16 protein-coding genes, 1 tRNA gene and 1 riboswitch are annotated in these 18177 nt (G+C 44.1%); of the genes, 2 read left to right on the top strand and 15 right to left on the bottom strand.

Features of this window, described 5'->3' with window-relative positions; genetic code table 11:
* Window positions 1-52: 52 nt before the first annotated feature.
* From AB6E78_RS06655 to moaA, 11 genes are all read right to left on the bottom strand, one after another.
* The gene (locus AB6E78_RS06655) at window positions 53-991 is read right to left on the bottom strand and encodes a glutathione S-transferase family protein (protein ID WP_017069190.1); all 939 of its coding nucleotides are present in this window, start codon (window positions 989-991) and stop codon (window positions 53-55) included.
* A 198-nt stretch (window positions 992-1189) separates the two neighbouring features.
* Window positions 1190-2176 (bottom strand): murein tripeptide/oligopeptide ABC transporter ATP binding protein OppF, encoded by a 987-nt coding sequence (oppF, locus tag AB6E78_RS06650; RefSeq protein ID WP_372132899.1) that lies wholly within the window; start codon window positions 2174-2176, stop codon window positions 1190-1192.
* A complete protein-coding gene (locus AB6E78_RS06645) occupies window positions 2173-3144 on the bottom strand; it encodes an ABC transporter ATP-binding protein (RefSeq protein ID WP_012603544.1) in 972 nt (323 codons plus the stop codon). Before AB6E78_RS06645 ends, oppF begins: the two co-directional genes overlap by 4 nt.
* 42 nt (window positions 3145-3186) lie before the next feature.
* Window positions 3187-4089 carry an oligopeptide ABC transporter permease OppC gene (oppC, locus tag AB6E78_RS06640; RefSeq protein WP_019823598.1) on the bottom strand — a complete coding sequence of 301 codons (903 nt, stop codon included), beginning with the start codon at window positions 4087-4089 and terminating at the stop codon, window positions 3187-3189.
* Between the two features lie 15 nt (window positions 4090-4104).
* On the bottom strand, window positions 4105-5025 hold the full coding sequence (gene oppB / locus AB6E78_RS06635; RefSeq protein WP_017067676.1) for an oligopeptide ABC transporter permease OppB: 921 nt from the start codon (window positions 5023-5025) through the stop codon (window positions 4105-4107).
* Window positions 5026-5128: 103 nt separating this feature from the next.
* The gene (locus AB6E78_RS06630; RefSeq protein ID WP_016767672.1) at window positions 5129-6760 is read right to left on the bottom strand and encodes an ABC transporter substrate-binding protein; all 1632 of its coding nucleotides are present in this window, start codon (window positions 6758-6760) and stop codon (window positions 5129-5131) included.
* Between the two features lie 652 nt (window positions 6761-7412).
* A complete protein-coding gene (moaE, locus tag AB6E78_RS06625) occupies window positions 7413-7868 on the bottom strand; it encodes a molybdopterin synthase catalytic subunit MoaE (RefSeq protein WP_017062176.1) in 456 nt (151 codons plus the stop codon).
* Between the two features lie 2 nt (window positions 7869-7870).
* On the bottom strand, window positions 7871-8116 hold the full coding sequence (gene moaD, locus AB6E78_RS06620) for a molybdopterin synthase sulfur carrier subunit (RefSeq protein ID WP_017063465.1): 246 nt from the start codon (window positions 8114-8116) through the stop codon (window positions 7871-7873).
* Window positions 8113-8592 carry a cyclic pyranopterin monophosphate synthase MoaC gene (gene moaC / locus AB6E78_RS06615; RefSeq protein WP_004734026.1) on the bottom strand — a complete coding sequence of 160 codons (480 nt, stop codon included), beginning with the start codon at window positions 8590-8592 and terminating at the stop codon, window positions 8113-8115. The genes moaD and moaC overlap by 4 nt, the downstream gene beginning before the upstream one ends.
* A gap of 12 nt (window positions 8593-8604) precedes the next feature.
* Window positions 8605-9117: a molybdenum cofactor biosynthesis protein B gene (moaB, locus tag AB6E78_RS06610; protein ID WP_004734027.1), complete on the bottom strand. Its 513-nt coding sequence runs from the start codon at window positions 9115-9117 to the stop codon at window positions 8605-8607.
* Window positions 9118-9203: 86 nt separating this feature from the next.
* A complete protein-coding gene (gene moaA / locus AB6E78_RS06605; RefSeq protein WP_009848642.1) occupies window positions 9204-10193 on the bottom strand; it encodes a GTP 3',8-cyclase MoaA in 990 nt (329 codons plus the stop codon).
* A riboswitch (molybdenum cofactor riboswitch) is annotated at window positions 10182-10334 on the bottom strand. Its footprint overlaps the gene before it by 12 nt.
* A 195-nt stretch (window positions 10335-10529) precedes the next feature.
* Here moaA and AB6E78_RS06600 point away from each other — a divergent pair.
* Entirely contained in the window at window positions 10530-11417 is an 888-nt protein-coding gene (locus tag AB6E78_RS06600) for a YvcK family protein (protein WP_017062178.1), read from the top strand.
* 74 nt (window positions 11418-11491) lie between these two features.
* Here AB6E78_RS06600 and luxU read toward each other — a convergent pair whose 3' ends face one another.
* From luxU to uvrB, 3 genes are all read right to left on the bottom strand, one after another.
* Complete coding sequence (gene luxU, locus AB6E78_RS06595) at window positions 11492-11836, bottom strand: quorum-sensing phosphorelay protein LuxU (RefSeq protein ID WP_372126067.1); 345 nt, start codon at window positions 11834-11836, stop codon at window positions 11492-11494.
* 24 nt (window positions 11837-11860) lie between these two features.
* A complete protein-coding gene (gene luxO, locus AB6E78_RS06590) occupies window positions 11861-13249 on the bottom strand; it encodes a quorum-sensing sigma-54 dependent transcriptional regulator LuxO (protein ID WP_004734031.1) in 1389 nt (462 codons plus the stop codon).
* Window positions 13250-13551: 302 nt separating this feature from the next.
* The gene (gene uvrB / locus AB6E78_RS06585) at window positions 13552-15582 is read right to left on the bottom strand and encodes an excinuclease ABC subunit UvrB (protein ID WP_372126065.1); all 2031 of its coding nucleotides are present in this window, start codon (window positions 15580-15582) and stop codon (window positions 13552-13554) included.
* Window positions 15583-16090: 508 nt separating this feature from the next.
* Here uvrB and AB6E78_RS06580 point away from each other — a divergent pair.
* Window positions 16091-16166: transfer RNA gene (locus AB6E78_RS06580), tRNA-Asn, on the top strand.
* A 170-nt stretch (window positions 16167-16336) separates the two neighbouring features.
* Here the strand turns inward: AB6E78_RS06580 and melB are convergent.
* On the bottom strand, window positions 16337-17710 hold the full coding sequence (gene melB, locus AB6E78_RS06575) for a melibiose:sodium transporter MelB (protein WP_102394332.1): 1374 nt from the start codon (window positions 17708-17710) through the stop codon (window positions 16337-16339).
* Window positions 17711-18177: the final 467 nt, after the last annotated feature.

Below are 18177 nucleotides of genomic sequence, written 5' to 3'. Positions count from 1 at the left end.
TGTTTATCTAGGGTTTTTTTACGCCTGAAGAAAAGCGGATTAATTAATGATTCTAACCACGTCCGTGAGGCGAATCTAAATCCAGATCAGGCCCTTTAGGCACCACTTGAGTCGGGTTGATACCAGTGTGGCTGTAATAGTAGTGGCGCTTGATGTGGTAGAAATCCGTAGTCTCTTTAATACCCTCTATTTGATAGAGCTCTTTTAGATAACCTTGGATATGTTTGTAATCCGCAATTCGTTGCTTGTTACACTTGAAGTGACCCACATAAACCGCATCAAATCGAACCAGAGTGGTAAACAAGCGCCAATCCGCTTCTGTAATCTCGTTACCCGCCAAATAGCGATGTTCGCTAAGGTGCGCATCTACTTTGTCTAAGGCTTCAAACAAGGCGTCATACGCTTCTTCGTAGGCTTCTTGTGTTGTCGCAAAGCCGGTTCGGTATACGCCGTTGTTGATGTTTGGGTAGATATAATCATTCCACTCATCAATCTTCTTGGACAACTCCCACGGGTAGTAATCATCGGTGTTACCCGTTAGCTCGTTAAACTCTGAGTTAAACATGCGAATGATTTCAGACGACTCGTTACTCACAATGGTGTTGGTTTTCTTATCCCATAAAACAGGAACCGTGACTCGACCTGAATAGTCCGGTTTGCCTTGGGTGTAGATTTGGTGCATGCGGGTATGGCCAAATAGAGGTTCAGGTAACCCCATTTGCCAACCTTCACTCATCATGTCTGGGCAAACAACCGTCACGTCAATGTGATCGGTTAGGTCTTTCAGCTCGCGGAAGATAAGGGTTCGGTGCGCCCAAGGGCAAGCTAACGATACGTATAAGTGATAACGGCCGCTTTCCGGCTCAAACTGCGCGCCCGGTTTGTTCTCTACCCAATGACGAAAGCCCGCATCTTCACGAACAAACTTACCACCGCTTTCTTTCGTGTCGTACCACACATCATGCCAAACACCTTCAACTAACTTACCCATATCCAAACCTCTGTGATGCTAACTTTTCTCTAGTATAAAAAAAGCCAACTTTTTCAAAACTAGAAGAAGTTGGCTTAGTTGTTCGAATATTTTGATGAAGCTTGTTGAGCGAACCAATAAGCCTAAGACAAAAAAAGCGCGACTCTAATAACTAGTCGCGCTTAAGCCTGTCACAGGCTGAACCGTTTTAAATAGGCTCTAGACTTGTACGTGCAAGCAAGATACTGCGTGAACGTCATCGCCTTGAATCGTTGGCTTAGTTTGCGCACACGCCTCTGTTGCTTGTGGGCAACGAGTACGGAACACACAACCTGATGGCGGATTGATTGGCGATGGGAGATCACCTTCCAACATCTGAATGGTTTTGCTGCGCTCTAAGCGTGGGTCTGGAATTGGAACTGCAGACATCAACGCTTTGGTGTATGGGTGCTTAGGATCAGAGAACAATGCATCTGATTCGCCAAGTTCTACCGCATTCCCTAGGTACATCACCAATACGCGATCAGAGATGTGTTTAACAACCGACAAATCGTGCGCGATGAATACCAAAGACAAACCTAGCTCTTTTTGTAGCTCCTTCAGAAGGTTAACTACTTGAGCTTGGATAGATACATCCAGTGCAGAAACAGGTTCATCACAGATGATCATCTTAGGTTTCAAGATAAGCGCACGTGCAATACCAATACGCTGACACTGACCACCAGAGAATTCATGAGGGTAACGGTTGATTACGTTGGGTAGTAGACCAACCTTTGCCATCATCTCTTTAACTCTGTCCTTCACTTCTTGTTTAGAAAGTTCAGGGAAGAAAGTCTCTAGAGGCTCAGCAATAATATCTCCTACTGACATACGTGGGTTAAGCGATGCTAGCGGGTCTTGGAAGATCATCTGAATCTCTTTACGAGTCTCACGACGCTTCACTTCCTGCATCTTAATTAGGTCTTGACCTAACCACATCACTTGACCTTCAGTCGCTTCAACCAAGCCGATAATCGCACGGGCAAAAGTCGACTTACCACAACCAGACTCACCTACTACACCCAGAGTCTCTCCTTCGTAAAGGTGAACATCAACACCATCAACCGCTTTAAGGTTTGATGGTTTTGCCCAAGGCCAAGCAGACTTAGCTGTAATGCTAAAGTGAACTTTCAGGTCTTTAATATCTAATAGTAATTCTTTACTCATTTTGTCCAAGTCTCCCAATCTGAAAAACAAGCACGCTGACGGTCTTTAGCAAATGGCTGCAAAATCGGTGCTTCTTGCTTACAACGGTCCATTACACGGTGACAACGGTCTTGGTAAGGACAACCTGTTGGTAGGCGAAGTAAGTTAGGTGGGTTACCTGGAATCGTCGGTAGAATTTCACCTTCGGTATCCAAACGAGGAATCGCTTTAAGCAGGCCTTCCGCATATGGGTGGCTTGGCTCGTAGAAGATTTCATCAACCGTGCCGTACTCCATTGTACGACCCGCGTACATCACAAGTACTTTGTCACATGAGCCAGCAACAACACCCAAGTCATGGGTGATCATGATGATTGCCGTATTGAACTCATCTTTAAGTTCGTTCAGCAATTCCATGATTTGCGCTTGAATGGTTACATCCAGTGCCGTTGTTGGTTCATCAGCGATAAGTAATTTAGGACGACACAGCAGTGCCATTGCGATCATCACACGCTGACGCATACCGCCAGAAAATTCGTGTGGGTACATGGTGATACGCTTACGTGCTTCAGGGATTTTAACCGCTTCAAGCATGCGTACTGATTCTTCAAACGCCTCTGCTTTACCCATGCCTTTGTGCAGCATAAGTACTTCCATCAACTGATCACTTACTTTCATGTAAGGGTTCAGTGACGTCATTGGATCTTGGAAGATCATTGCGATCTGTTCAGCACGAACCTTGTTCAGCGCTTTTTCAGGCAGGTTGAGGATTTCATTGCCTTCAAACTTTGCACTGCCTGAGATGATGCCGTTTTTAGCCAGCAGCCCCATCAGTGCAAATACCGTTTGTGATTTACCTGAACCCGACTCACCAACAATACCCAGCGTTTCGCCTTGGTTAAGTGAGAAGTTCAAGTCGTTTACTGCGGTTACGATACCATCTTGCGTGGTAAATTCGACGCGCAGATCTTTGACATCTAATAAGCTCATTATTGCTTCCTTAATCTTTTATAGCCTTTAATTGCTATTTCGTTATCTGTCTTTTGGATCAAGCGCGTCGCGCAGACCATCACCTACGTAGTTAAAGCAGAACAGCGTAACTACCATGAATGCCGCAGGGAATGTTAATTGCCAGATTGCAACTTCCATTGTTTGCGAGCCTTCTTGAAGCAATGCGCCCCAGCTTGTCATAGGCTCTTGAACACCAAGACCAAGGAAAGATAAGAATGATTCTGTAAGGATCATGCTTGGAATAAGCAGCGTAGAATAAACCGCTACGATACCCAGTACGTTCGGTACGATGTGACGTGTAATGATCTTCCATTTGCTTACACCACATACGTGTGCGGCTTCAATGAACTCTTTACTACGCAAGCTCAGCGTTTGACCACGTACAATACGCGCCATATCTAGCCAAGCAATCGCACCAATAGCAACGAAGATTAGGATGATGTTACGACCAAAGAACGTTACCAGGACGATTACTAGGAACATAAATGGTACCGCGTACAAGATCTCTAGGATACGCATCATCACTCGGTCAGTACGACCGCCGATGAAACCTGAAGCTGCACCGTAAAGCGTACCAATCAGTACCGCTACGAATGCGCCCATCACACCAACCATCAATGAGATACGACCACCGATAAGAGTACGAACGTACAAATCACGGCCTAAGCTATCAGTACCAAACCAGTGGTCCGCGCTTGGCGCTGCATGCATTGCGTACCAGTCAGTATCATCATAAGTGTACTGAGCAAGCATCGGTAAGAAGATAACCGCCAGTACCATAAGCGTAAGAATAAACAGGCTTACCATTGCCGCTTTGTTTCGCATAAAACGAATGCGGGCATCCTGCCACAAACTGCGACCTTCAATCTCTAAGCTCTCAGAGAACTTTTCGATCGCTTCTAAATTTTCTTTTTTCTTCAACATAACCATGCGTCCCTGTTAGTAGCGAATTTTCGGGTCAATTAGCGCTAGCAAAATATCAACGATTGCGTTGAACAAGATGAATAGGAAACCAATCAAGATGGTTACACCCATTACTAGCGAGTAGTCACGGTTAAACGCGGCGTTAACAAACAGCTTGCCGATACCTGGTAGGCCGAAGATGGTTTCAACAACAACAGAACCTGTAATGATACCTACAAACGCAGGTCCCATATAAGAAACGACAGGCAGCAGTGCTGGCTTCAGTGCATGTTTTAGAACGATGTAACGGTAACTTAGGCCTTTTGCACGAGCAGTTCGGATAAAGTTACTGTTTAGCGTTTCAATCATGCTACCGCGAGTAATACGAGCAAATGTGGCTACGTAAAGAAGAGACATCGCGATAACTGGCAGGACGATGTACATATAAGTACCGCCGTGCCAACCACCTGCTGGGAATATGTTCCAGTGCAGAGAGAACAGGTAAATAAGCGCTGGAGCCAACACGAAGGATGGCATTACTACCCCGAGCATAGCGGTCGACATTATGGTGTAGTCAATCCAGGTGTTGTGCTTCAAGGCGGCAATCGTTCCGACCGATACTCCCATAATCAGGGTAAAGATAAAGGCAATAAAACCTACCTTCGCAGATACTGGAAGTGCGACTGCGATCAGCTCATTTACGGTGTAATCTTGATATTTGAATGATGGACCAAAGTCACCTTGAACGATGTTAGTCAAGTACGTGGTGTACTGTTCAAATACAGGTTTATCTAAGCCGTATTTAGCTTCGATGTTAGCCATAACTTCTGGCGGTAATGGGCGTTCGCTCGAAAACGGGTTACCCGGTGCAAAACGCATGAGAAAGAAAGATATAGTGATCAACACCAACATGGTTGGAATCGCTTCGAATATCCTTTTCATAATGAATTTAAGCATAAACTCACTCTTTTCAGTCTGTGACAATTAAAAATTAAATAGACACTGCGTGCGATTTCTCGCACACAGGTCTAAGTTAGTTATATTTTATTTTTATAGGAGGTTATTTTGCTTTGATATAAAGATCTTTTGAATAGATCTTATCTTCGGCGTTACCTTCTGGGTAACCACCTAGCTGAGGTGATACAAGACGTGTTGTAACGTACTGGTAGACTGGAGCAATTGGCATGTCTTTAGCTAGCAATTTTTCTGCTTCGATGTATAGCTTAGTACGCTCTTCTTCTGAAGTAGAGCTTAGTGCTTTATCGATAATCTTGTCATAGTCTGCGCTCTTATAGTGCTGACCAGCAGTTGTATTTTGGCTAACCATCAATGTTAGGAATGAAGATGCTTCATTGTAGTCACCACACCAACCTGCACGAGCAACGTCAAAGTTACCAGTATCTTTACTGTCTAGATATGATTTCCACTCTTGGTTTTCGAGTTTCGCGTTAATACCAAGCTCTTTCTTCCACATTGATGCGATTGCTACAGCAAGCTTCTTGTGGTTTTCAGACGTGTTGTAAAGCAGGTTAAATTCAAGTGGGTTGCTCTTCGTGTAGCCCGCTTCTTCAAGAAGACGCTTCGCTTCAGCAATACGCTCTTTTTGAGAAAGTTGACCATACTCTGGAGTTACCGGGTCAAAACCAGCAGTAATTTCAGGAGTCAAGAAGTAAGCTGGTTTTTGACCTTGACCAAGAATCGCTTTCGTCACGATGTCACGATCCATCGCATAAGACATTGCTTTACGAACACGTACGTCGTCGAAAGGTGCTTTCTGTGCATTAAATTGGTAGTAATAAGTACACAGGTTACCCTTAATGTTTACATCTTCTGGGTATTCTTTCTGTAAGCGACGGAAGTGCTCGTTAGGAACTTCATATGTGAAATCTAGTTCGCCAGAGAGGAAGCGGTTCATTTCCGCTACTTGGTTTTCGATTGGTAAGAATGTTACTTTGTTAAGAACTGTATGTTCGTTATCCCAATAATTTTCGTTGCGTACTAGTTCAAGACGCTCGTTAACTACCCATTGATTTGGAACAAATGCACCATTACCAACAAAGTTTTCAGGCTTAGTCCACTGGTCACCGAATTTTTCAACAGTTGCTTTATGTACTGGCTTCACTGTTGTGTGACCCATCATCATTACGAAATATGGGACAGCTGTATCTAAAGTCACTTCTAACGTGTAGTCATCTAAAGCTTTAACGCCTAGTTCACTCTTGTCTTTCTTACCCGCAACGATGTCTTTCGCATTCGCCATCTTGGTATATTCCATGTACCAAGCGTATGGAGAAGCAGTTAAAGGATCAACCGCACGTTGGAAGCTGTAAACGAAGTCATTTGCCGTTACAGGATCGCCGTTAGACCATTTTGCGTCTTTACGTAGGTGGAAAGTGAATGTTTTGTTGTCTGTCGTTTCCCAGCTTTCAGCTACTCCTGGGATAGTATTGCCGTCGCCATCTTGGTTCACTAAACCTTCTAGAAGGTCACGAATTACGTGAGATTCTGGTACACCTTGAGATTTGTGAGGGTCGAGTGTTGCTACTTCAGTACCATTACCGCGAACCAGTTCCTGAACTTTTGCTAGTTCAGTGCCTGCTGGAACTTCAGCAGCGATAGAAAGAGTAGAAGTGGCAGCCACTGCCAAACCAGCACCTAGAAGAAGGGCCTGAGTGATTTTATTCTTGTACATTTAATAAACTCCAAGTTTTCCGTATTGCATCCATGACTTCTTTGCTTGGTTCACTGAACGGCAGTGATTTAGATTTATTTAGCTCAAATTTTAAGCATAAAAATCTAAAACCTTACAAAGATTGAGGCACACACTATCAACCATTGAAGTAATTTGCCACAAACAAGTCGCAAAAAATCGGATAATTCTCCGAAATACTTAAGGTATCAGTGTAAATATCTAAAAAACCCCAAATCAGTAGTGACTTGCGTAGAGGGATTAATTAAAAAACAGCCTTTAGTGTTGATGTATCTGTGTTGATACTTTTTTTTAGCATCTTATGCTAGAACACTGAGCGCAAATTAACATTAATGCCACATGAAATCTAATTGCACATCACATATCACCTAAACCGTCTACACTATTTGTGAGGATAATCACTTTATACAAGACAGCATAATGCTCTGCACCAAACCGGGTTATCCAATGCACCAATTAAGACAAAATTACGCGCTGAATTTATATGCAACCACAATGAATTATCATTCATCAAATCAATGATTATCTATAAATAGATTTATAGCAGGTACAAAAAAACCGACCTAAGTGGTCGGTTTTTAACTGTCTCATATACAAATGAGTAAATGCTGAAGCAACATCACTTTAAGAGAAATTACTTCTCCCAGCGTTCCGCTGCTTTCGTGTCTGAATCACGAGAATCAACCCAACGCGTCGTTTCGGTCGTGCGTTCCTTTTTCCAAAAGGGAGCCTTGGTTTTCAGGAAGTCCATAACGAATTCACAGGCTTCAAATGCAGCACCACGGTGTGCACTGGATACACCAACGTAAACAATCTGGTCGCCGATATCTAAGTCACCTACACGGTGGATAACACGCATCTTCTGAATAGGCCAGCGAGCCTCAGCTTGGTCACAGATCTCGCTCAGTGATTTTTCTGTCATACCCGGATAGTGCTCCAGAGACAAACCAATCACATTGTCGCCAAGGTTCATGTCGCGAACTTTACCAACGAACGTCACAATCGCTCCGGCAGCTGTACCTTGAGCCAAGTAGTCGTATTCGTCGCCTACCGAGAAGTCCTCAGCTGTCACTAATACTCTTGGATCCATGCTTAGCCTCCAGTCACTGGTGGGAAGAAAGCCACTTCGTCGCCGTCTTTCACTTCAGCTGTCAGAGGTACGATTGATTGGTTAAGTGCAGCCAGAAGCTTCCCCTCTTCCAATGCGATATCCCATTTGCCTTCTTGTGTCACAAGATGACTACGAATCGCTTCAATCGTCTTAAATTGTGCATCAACTTCAACGCTGTCCACACCAACAAGTTCACGAGTTTGAGCAAAGAAAAGTACTGTAATCATGACTCCACCTTAAAGTGACCAGATTTACCACCTGTCTTCTCTAGCAGGCGCACGTTTTCGATAACAATGTCTTTCTGAACAGCTTTACACATATCGTAAATCGTTAACGCAGCCACAGAAGCAGCCGTTAGCGCTTCCATCTCTACGCCCGTCTTACCCGCAAGCTTACAAACAGATTCGATGCGAACCTTGTTTTCAGACTCGATAGCTTCAAGCTGCACTTCTACTTTAGTTAATAGCAGAGGGTGACACAGGGGAATCAGATCCCACGTCTTCTTCGCCGCTTGAATACCCGCAATACGTGCCGTTGCGAAAACATCACCTTTATGGTGGCTACCAGAGACAATCAGCTCTAGCGTTTCTGCCGACATTTGAACGAAGGCTTCCGCTCTCGCTTCACGTACTGTTTCCGCTTTAGCCGATACATCGACCATGTTTGCTTCGCCAGACGCGTTAATGTGTGTAAATTGGCTCATACTCAAACCGCCTTATACAGAAAGGTGTGGCATGAAGTTACAAGGACGGTGGCTAGCATCCATCTGTTGCTTGATGATCTTAGTCCAACCGGTGCGGCAAGCGCCTGTAGAACCTGGCATCGCAAAGATAACCGTGTGGTTAGCAAAACCCGCAATCGCACGAGATTGAATTGTCGAAGTACCGATCTCTTCGTAAGATACTTGACGGAATAGCTCACCAAAGCCTTCTACTTCTTTGTCGAACAGTGGCTTAAGCGCTTCAGGCGTGCTGTCACGAGAAGTGAAACCAGTACCACCCGTGATCATGATAGCTTGTACGCTTTCATCAGCGATCCATTTAGATACGATCGCACGGATCTTGTACATGTCATCAATAACGATTTGCTTATCAACCACGTTGTGACCCGCTTCTTTAGCATGCTCTGCTAGGTAACCGCCTGAAGTGTCGTTTTCTTCTGTACGAGTATCTGAAACCGTTAGTACTGCGATGTTTGCTGCTTGGAATTTGCTTTCTGCGTGACCCATTTGTTCACCTATATAAATTTTTCATTAGACTGATTCGCCCAGCCTGAAGAAGCTGAGCGATAAAATGCTTTAGAGTGTGTAGCGGGTTAACCGCCGATTGACGCCAAGTTTGGAGTCATGCCGCTGTTGCCATCGTGTAAGAAGTGGCTAACGGACTTGGTTTGAAGCTGAGCCTGAATTCGATCAATGAGTTCTTGCTCTTGTTGATCTTCTTGAATCAGATCTCTCAGTTCAACACCATGGTCGCCAAACAGACATAAGTGAAGTTTACCGGTCGCAGAAACGCGCAGTCGGTTACAACTCTCACAAAAGTCTTTCTCGTAAGGCATGATCAAACCGATTTCACCCTTGTAGTCTGGGTGGACAAACACTTGCGCCGGGCCATCGTTAACGGCTTTGACTTTTAACAGCCAACCATTAGCAATAAGCTGGTTGCGAATCGCAACGCCAGACACATGATGTTTATCGAACAACTCGTCCATCTCGCCGGTTTTCATCAGCTCGATAAAACGTAATTGAATAGGTTTGTCTTTGATCCAATTAAGGAAGGCTGGTAATTCCTGACTATTGAGGTCTTTCATTAATACGACGTTGACTTTGACTTGTTCAAAGCCAACCTCAAACGCTTTATCAATGCCTCGCATAACCTCAGTAAACTTATTCTCACCAGTGATCTGATGGAACATGCGCGAATCTAAACTATCCACGCTCACGTTTATATGGGTTAAACCAGCATCACGCCATTGCCCTACTTGTTTCTCCATGCGGTAGCCATTCGTTGTGGTGGCTACTTTTTCGATGCCTGGAGTAGAAGCAACGGTATGTATGATTTCAGGAAAGTCTTTACGCAGACTCGGCTCTCCGCCTGTAATGCGGATCTTTGAGGTACCACAATCTGCAAACGCTTTAACAACGCGTTTAATCTCGGGAACACTTAAAAAAGACGAGTTTTTTTGCCCTGACGGTTTGTAACCATCTGGCAAGCAGTAAGTACATTTAAAGTTACAGACGTCTGTAACCGACAAGCGCAAGTAATAAAACTTGCGATGGAATCTATCTTCAAATTGTTGCGCCACGGAACACCTTTCCAAACACGGGAGGCATAATCATTTCCAATTAAGCCCTTGTGACAACATGTCACTGGCTCTTAATGCGTATCGGTACAGCAAATACCACTGTGCGACTTAGCATGCGAGAGCTCGGAGTTATGGCAACTGAGCGTTATATTCACACGCGCAGTAGCTGAGTAATAAAATACTTAATATTTGTACGTGAATCTAGCTCTGATGGTAAAAAACGGGTCACATCGGCAAAAAAAAACGTATCAAACGCTCAAAATAACTCTTGTTGAGTATATAGCGAGAAGCATTTAACCTAAATTATAGTTGGTAATAACCTAACAAGAACAATAAATGAATATTTACTCTTCAAAGAAAGTCGTAGCAATCGGCGGTGGCCATGGCTTAGGTCGCATGTTAGCTGCATTAAAAGACTTTGGTAACAACGCAACTGGCATTGTTGCAACGACAGATAACGGCGGTTCCACCGGACGTATTAGAGATTGCCAAGGTGGCATCGCATGGGGAGATACACGCAACTGTATCAACCAATTAATCACAGAGCCTTCAATCAGTTCGATGATGTTCGAATACCGCTTTCGTGGTCAAGGTGAGCTAGACGGTCATAACTTGGGTAACCTAATGCTGACGGCGTTAGACAACCTTTCCGTTCGCCCATTGGAAGCAATTAACCTGATTCGAAATATGCTCAAGGTCGATGTCAATATCGTGCCGATGACTGAGCATCCTTCAGACCTCACGGCTCTATCAATGGACGGCCGCTGGGTTACCGGCGAAACCAACGTTGATGACATGACGGAAAAGCTGCGCATGATGGACTTGTCTCCAGAAGTGCCAGCAACCAAAGAAGCCGTTGCTGCCGTTGAGCAAGCAGACTGCATTGTCCTTGGCCCTGGAAGCTTTTTAACCAGTGTGATGCCCCCTCTTCTCCTTCCAGAGATTGGCAAAGCAATCTCTGAGAACACCAAGGCAAAAGTTATCTTCGTTGAAAACCTTTCACCAGAGCACGGTCCCGCAGGGAAAATGACGCTTCAAGAGCAATTGGAGTGGTGTGAACGTACCTGTAAGGCAAGGAAAATAGACATCGTGTTAGGCAATGAACCTCACCCGGAACTAGAAGTGCAATGGAATTGTGTGACCACAGATCTTGCATCGGCAAACCGAGATTGGCGACACGACCGTGTGAAGCTTCAACAAGCCATTGAAGCCCAGTTGGCGTAGCCATAGGTTCAAGCGACAAACAACAAAAAAGGAGCATGCTGCTCCTTTTTTAATCTCAGTAATAACTCGCTGTTTTAAAGGTCCGTCATCAACTGCTGATATTCAGTGTACGTCGATAACAGGAGGTCTTGCATATCTTGAAAATCAATCTCGGTTACAGGCAACGCTTGCTTCACTTTTGCGTCTAAGCTAATCGCAAAACTACACAAAGAATCCGCACCAAAGCTTGCTGCGCTGCTCTTAAGCGCATGACTGATATCAGCCAAGTACTTAGAGGTATCCGACTCTTTATTTATCTCTAGGTGTTCGTAGTAGCCTTTCAACTCACCTAAAAAGATTTCCAGTAAAACCGGGACATTCTCTTGGCCTATTTCGCCGCCAAGCTCATCAACTTTTTGCTGATTTAATACTTTCGTCATTATTATTTTCTTATTGTTTGTTGATTACTGCTTCGCATTCCACGTTTGCAACTTACGGTATATCGTCGATGGACTGACATCTAAGAAACCTGCCGCACGAGGGATGTTGCCATCACACGCTTTAATGGCCTGCTCGATAGCCGTTTTCTCAGTGATCCACAATGGGAAAATATCTTTTACCGTGATGTCTTCATTCTGCTTCTCTTTCAATCGCAGACTGTTTTCAATCGGTTGGTTCAACGGTGGTGGAAGCATGTTGAGAGTAATCTCTTTGCCGTTATTCAAAACCACCACGTTCCGCAACACGTTTTGTAGCTGACGAACGTTACCCGGCCACTCATATTGATTAAAGCGATCAAGTACTTCCTGAGCAAAACGTACAAACGCCTTCCCCTCCTCGACCGACATATAGCCTAGCAGAGAATACGCGATCTCGATGACATCTTCACCACGCTCACGCAATGGCGGCAAGTGCAATGGAATCACGTATAAACGATAGTATAAATCTTCTCTAAAGCGACCTTCTTGTACTTCTTTCCAAGGGTCACGGTTGGTCGCACACACAAAACGAACGTCGACACTCTTCATCTTCGAAGAGCCGACTTTTTGGAAAGTACCGGTTTGGATAAAGCGCAGCAGCTTGGTTTGCAGCTCTAAGTCCATTTCGCACAGTTCATCAAGGAACAGTGTTCCACCATCAGCAAGCTCAGCAGCACCTTGGCGATCGGTCGCAGCACCGGTAAAGGCACCTTTAACGTGGCCAAACAGCTCACTTTCAATCAGGTCTTTAGGGATAGCGGCACAGTTAATCGCGATGAACGGCTTATCGCCACGCTTACTCGCCGCATGAATGGCTTCTGCACATACCTCTTTACCGGTACCACTTTCACCAGTAATGAAAATGCTCGCCTTACTCGATGCAGCAGAATCGATAGTTCGGTAAACCTGCTGCATGGTTTGGCTGCTGCCGATAAAACCTTGGTAGTTCTGGTTTCCCGGGTGTTCCGAGCTATTTTTAAGTTTGGTGGCTTTGCGGATCGCATTATTCACCGTAATACGGAGTCGGTCGGCTTCACACGGTTTGATAAGGAAATCTTGAGAGCCATGACGCATCGCTTCTACAGCGGTATCGATAGAGCCGTGAGCCGTCATGAAGATAACTGGAACTTCAGGGTATTTTTGTTTTACAGCAAATAGTACGTCCATACCCGTCATATCAGGCAGACGTAGATCTAATAAAATAAGGTCTGGGATTCGATGATTCAAACTCTCGATTGCATCGCGGCCAGTGCCGACAATGTTGATATCAATTTCGAGCGGTGTAAGATACGAGCGATATAAAGCTGCTACCGAAGCGGTATCCTCTACCATCAACAAATACTTCGATTTGTTATCTAGCGTTTTTGATTGCATATCCTAGCCATTTATAATTTGCATTTCTTATTATAGTCGCATTCCGCTTTGCATTATGCAAATTAGCCACAGTATTTGTAGTGTGTTTTTTTACTTGCTTCAAACAATCAATGTTTTATCTATCTGGCACGAACGATGCAACGGTATAAATGACCTTCGGGTCACCTAGCCAACTGACGTTGTTAGTGGACCGATTGTTCACAAACGTAAGCCAGTAGAACATTTACTACTGGCTGTTTTTTTGTCTGAAACACTCTCAATTCTTGTGTTGAGGGGGATCAATTCTCGAGCGAAAAGTGAGATTAGCTGTTGGTAATAAACTGCTTTCTTAACTGATCAATTTCATCACGCTTCTGTGCGGCCAATTCAAATTCCAGATTCTGAGCATGCTGATACATCGCAGATTCTAGCTTGCTGATCTCTTTATCAAGCTGTTGCGGCGTAAGTACTGCATAACTTTCAGAAGGCTCTGCCACCTTAGATAGTGGAACTTGTTTCGATTGGCGCTGCTGCTTCGACTTGGTTAGATCACCCAGTTCCATAATGTCTTTGATATTGCGTTTCAACGCTTGCGGAGTGATGCCTTGCTCTTCGTTGTAGGCTTGCTGTTTCTCGCGACGACGATCGGTTTCATCAATCGCTTTTCTCATCGACTTAGTAATCGAATCACCATAAAGGATTGCTCGACCTTCCAAGTTACGAGCAGCACGACCAATGGTTTGAATCAGAGAACGCTCAGAACGCAAGAAGCCCTCTTTATCTGCATCAAGAATCGCCACCAGCGACACTTCAGGCATATCCAAACCTTCACGAAGTAAGTTAATGCCCACTAACACATCGAACTTGCCCAAACGTAGGTCTCGGATGATCTCTACACGCTCAACGGTATCGATATCCGAGTGCAAGTAACGCACTTTAACGCCGTGCTCATTTAGGTATTCGGTTAAGTCTTCTGCCATTCTCTTGGTCAACGTGGTAACCAAAACACGCTCTTCTTTCACTGAACGGATTCTGATTTCAGACAGCAAGTCATCCACCTGCGTCGCGACAGGTCTTACTTCGATGATTGGGTCTAACAGACCAGTAGGACGTACCACTTGATCAGCAATCTCGCCATCTGATTTTTCAATCTCGTAATTACCTGGTGTTGCCGACACAAAAATCGTTTGTGGGGCTATAGACTCAAATTCTTCAAACTTCATTGGACGGTTATCCAATGCAGAAGGCAGTCTAAAACCAAACTCGACCAAGGTTTCTTTACGAGAACGGTCACCTTTATACATCGCACCAATTTGCGGCACAGTCACGTGTGACTCATCGATGATCAGCAAACCATCATCAGGCAGGTAGTCAAATAACGTTGGCGGCGCTTCCCCTTCCGCACGGCCGCTCAAGTATCGTGAATAGTTTTCGATACCGGAACAGAAGCCAAGCTCGGTCATCATCTCAATATCAAACTGAGTTCTTTGAGAGATACGCTGCTCTTCCAAAAGCTTATTGTTGTCTTTTAAGTATTGAGCACGATCGCGCAGTTCGTCCTTGATGTTCTCAATCGCCTCAAGGATTTTTTCTCTTGGCGTTACATAGTGAGTTTTTGGATAAACCGTAAAGCGCGGCAAGTCTCTTTGTTTCACCGCACCAGTCAGAGGATCAAAAATACTAATGCAGTCCACTTCGTCATCGAACATCTCAATTCGAACCGCATCTTGGTCAGATTCAGCCGGAAAGATATCAATCACCTCACCACGAACACGGAACTGACCACGTTCAAAGGCGACATCGTTTCTTGAATATTGCAGCTCAGCCAATCGACGCAGGATGTCTCGCTGATCCATCACCTCGCCACGACTCAAATGAAGCATCATCTTCAAATAAGACTTAGGATCACCCAGACCGTAGATAGCCGACACAGAAGCCACAATGATGGCGTCTTTTCGTTCTAATAAGGCTTTGGTTGCCGAAAGCCTCATTTGTTCGATATGAGCGTTCACAGACGCATCTTTCTCGATGAACGTGTCCGTGGTTGGAACGTAGGCTTCAGGTTGGTAGTAATCGTAGTAAGAAACGAAATACTCAACGGCATTGTTTGGAAAGAAAGATTTCATCTCACCGTAAAGTTGAGCCGCCAATGTCTTGTTAGGCGCTAACAGAATCGCAGGTCTTTGAGATTGGGAAATGACGTTGGCAAGGGTAAAGGTTTTACCTGAGCCCGTTACCCCTAGTAGAGTTTGATGTGCCAAACCAGAATCTAATCCGTCTAGTAATTTGGTTATCGCTGTCGGCTGATCACCGGACGGGCTGTAGTCCGATACCAAGTCAAAGAGTTTACTCATAGGTCGCCATTTCCATACTGTTTTTTTAATCAGGTCATTGTCACTCTAGGAGGAGTGTCGTTGCAACAATTATCTAGAGAAATGCATCTTAAGATCAGAGATCAGTTATAGCTTTTATTTTTAGAACTTGGTATTATCCGTGCCCTGCAAAGTTTCCCCAGCTAAATTACTCGAATTTTAATCCACTACTTTTCCCCAAAAAACCTAAAAATACCGCTTGTTTTACTGTTCGTTTTATAATCTACAAAAGTTATACAATTGCGACATTTTGCTATAAATCTTTTAAATACATTACGTTAGATAAGGTTTTTACATTTTTCGATTTATCCCGATTATTGTTGTTAAAGTTTCACACACACACTTATCCACAATTTTGGTGGATAACTAAAGCAAAGCTAAATCCTATAAGGCGTTCAAGAAAGTAAAGTTTTTTATCTTACTTTTTTCTGATATTTTTTATTGACAGAAATCCGGACAATTATTAGAATTCGCGTCGCTAACAAGCAATTCCCCTTTAGTTCAGTTGGTAGAACGGCGGACTGTTAATCCGTATGTCGCAAGTTCAAGTCTTGCAAGGGGAGCCAAATTTAAAGAAGCCGCATCATTCGATGCGGATTTTTGCGTTTTAGTCGAAACAAAAGCCCTACAGGCACAGCTTTGATTAACTCACATCCATAAAAAAACGCCTCACAAGGAGGCGTTTGGGCTTAGTGACTAAACTGAGCTTTATTCTAGATTAGACGTCGTTTAGCGGTTATGCTTCTGCTGTAACAACATTTGTCTGAGTCTCTTTACCGGCTTGGTCTTGATCAAATCCTTCATGCAGGTGGTAGTAGCGCTTATAAACAAGAGCACTTACCGTCATTAGAATCGCTGGTAAACCTACCATCATAAACTGCAGTCCCATGATAGTGCTGTCAGACTGTTCCACGTTTGGTACATAACCCACCACAGACAAGCCCATACCAACAATAAAACCACCAGCCGCGCCTGCAAACTTAACAAGCATAGTTTGAACAGAGAAGATAACACTCTCACTGCGACGACCCGTTTTGTGTTCACCGTAATCAACAACATCGGCAAGCATTACAGTTTGCAGTGCGTTAGCGATACCCACACCAAACTTGATAGCAGCACCTGCGATACCGATTAGAATCGCGTTACCTGGAGCGATAAAGCCCATGATAAGTAGAGTGGTACAAGACAGCACTGGGAAGCCACAAGCGATAACCCATAGGTGTTTGCGTGGTAACACTGATGCAATACGAGGGAACAAGAATACGCCTGCAACTTCAGCGATACCTGCCACCATCATATAAACGGGGAACAAGTCAGCGTTGCCTAAAGCGTAAGAGAAGTAGTAAATCGCAAAACCACCCACCAACAAGTTTGCTATTTGGAACGACAATACGGTACCAATAAGTGCTTTTAGTTGGTCATTCTTACCAATGATAACCATTACATCTTTAAAGCTGAAACGCTCAGCTGGTTTCGCATTTGCTGGTGCCGATTTTTCTTTTACGTTGCGAGCAATCAAGAATGCACTCATCACGAACAGCACAGCAATCAACATAGCAACGTTGAAGAAACCTTGTCCTTGGTCGCCGTCACCCAGTTTACCGACAATATGTAGCCCGTAAGTACCCGTAATAAACCACGCCAAGCTAGCAAATAATCGTGGCCAAACAACCAACTTTTCACGTTCTTGACGAGAGCTCGATAGTGCAGGAATCAAAGACCAATATGGAATGTCCATAATAGTGTACGTAAGGCCCCACAGAATATAAGCAGCCGCTGCATAAATGTATAACGTAGTGCCTTCAAACATATGCGTACTAAAAAGACCAACAAGCACTACAGCATTTAACAGGGTTCCAATCACTATCCAAGGACGGAATTTACCAAACTTAGAGCGTGTGTTATCAACGATAACGCCCATCATTGGGTCGGTCACCGCGTCGACAATGCGCGCGGCCAAAAAGATAGTACCCACAAATGCCGCTGACAGCCCAGCAACATCGGTGAAGTAAAACATTAAGAAGATGTAGATTGGAGCACAGGCAAAGTCTTTACCTAAAGCCCCAAGTCCATACGATAATTTGGTTTGTAGAGTAATTTGATCAGACATAGTATTTCCTTCAGGCGCGTAACTTCATCTCCTAACAGACGTTGAAACGCTTACCTTTTATTTATAATAATTTATCCACTCAAGTTCTGTTTTAGAGCCACTCTGTGGTCGCTTCTTAAAACACTCAAGTATCAAGTCCGATGCTAATGTAACCATTCCAACGAACAGATACTGTGATCAACAACCACTCCATGGAAACGTTTTCAGTCAAATATCCAAAGTGAGAGATCGAACAATAAAACCCTCGAATTGATAGAGAATATCGCTAATTAAAGTGCTCAAAACAGTTCATTGTGTGAAGTAACGCATGAGAACGATTACATAAGTACAGTATCACGCTGGGAATACCTACAGTTCTCCAATCTATACGGGCACATCAAATTGATTTGATAGTTCATGACGGCTTATTAAAGGTTCATCGCGGATTAGCGGGAACTAAAAACAAAAACGGTAGTAAGTGATATGGT

Origin of the sequence: Vibrio sp. 10N.247.310.98, from assembly GCF_041467395.1 — a bacterium.
Taxonomy (GTDB): domain Bacteria; phylum Pseudomonadota; class Gammaproteobacteria; order Enterobacterales; family Vibrionaceae; genus Vibrio; species Vibrio crassostreae_C.
Note: the sequence above shows the minus strand (reverse complement) of the source record. Positions and strands in the feature narration are given on the sequence as shown.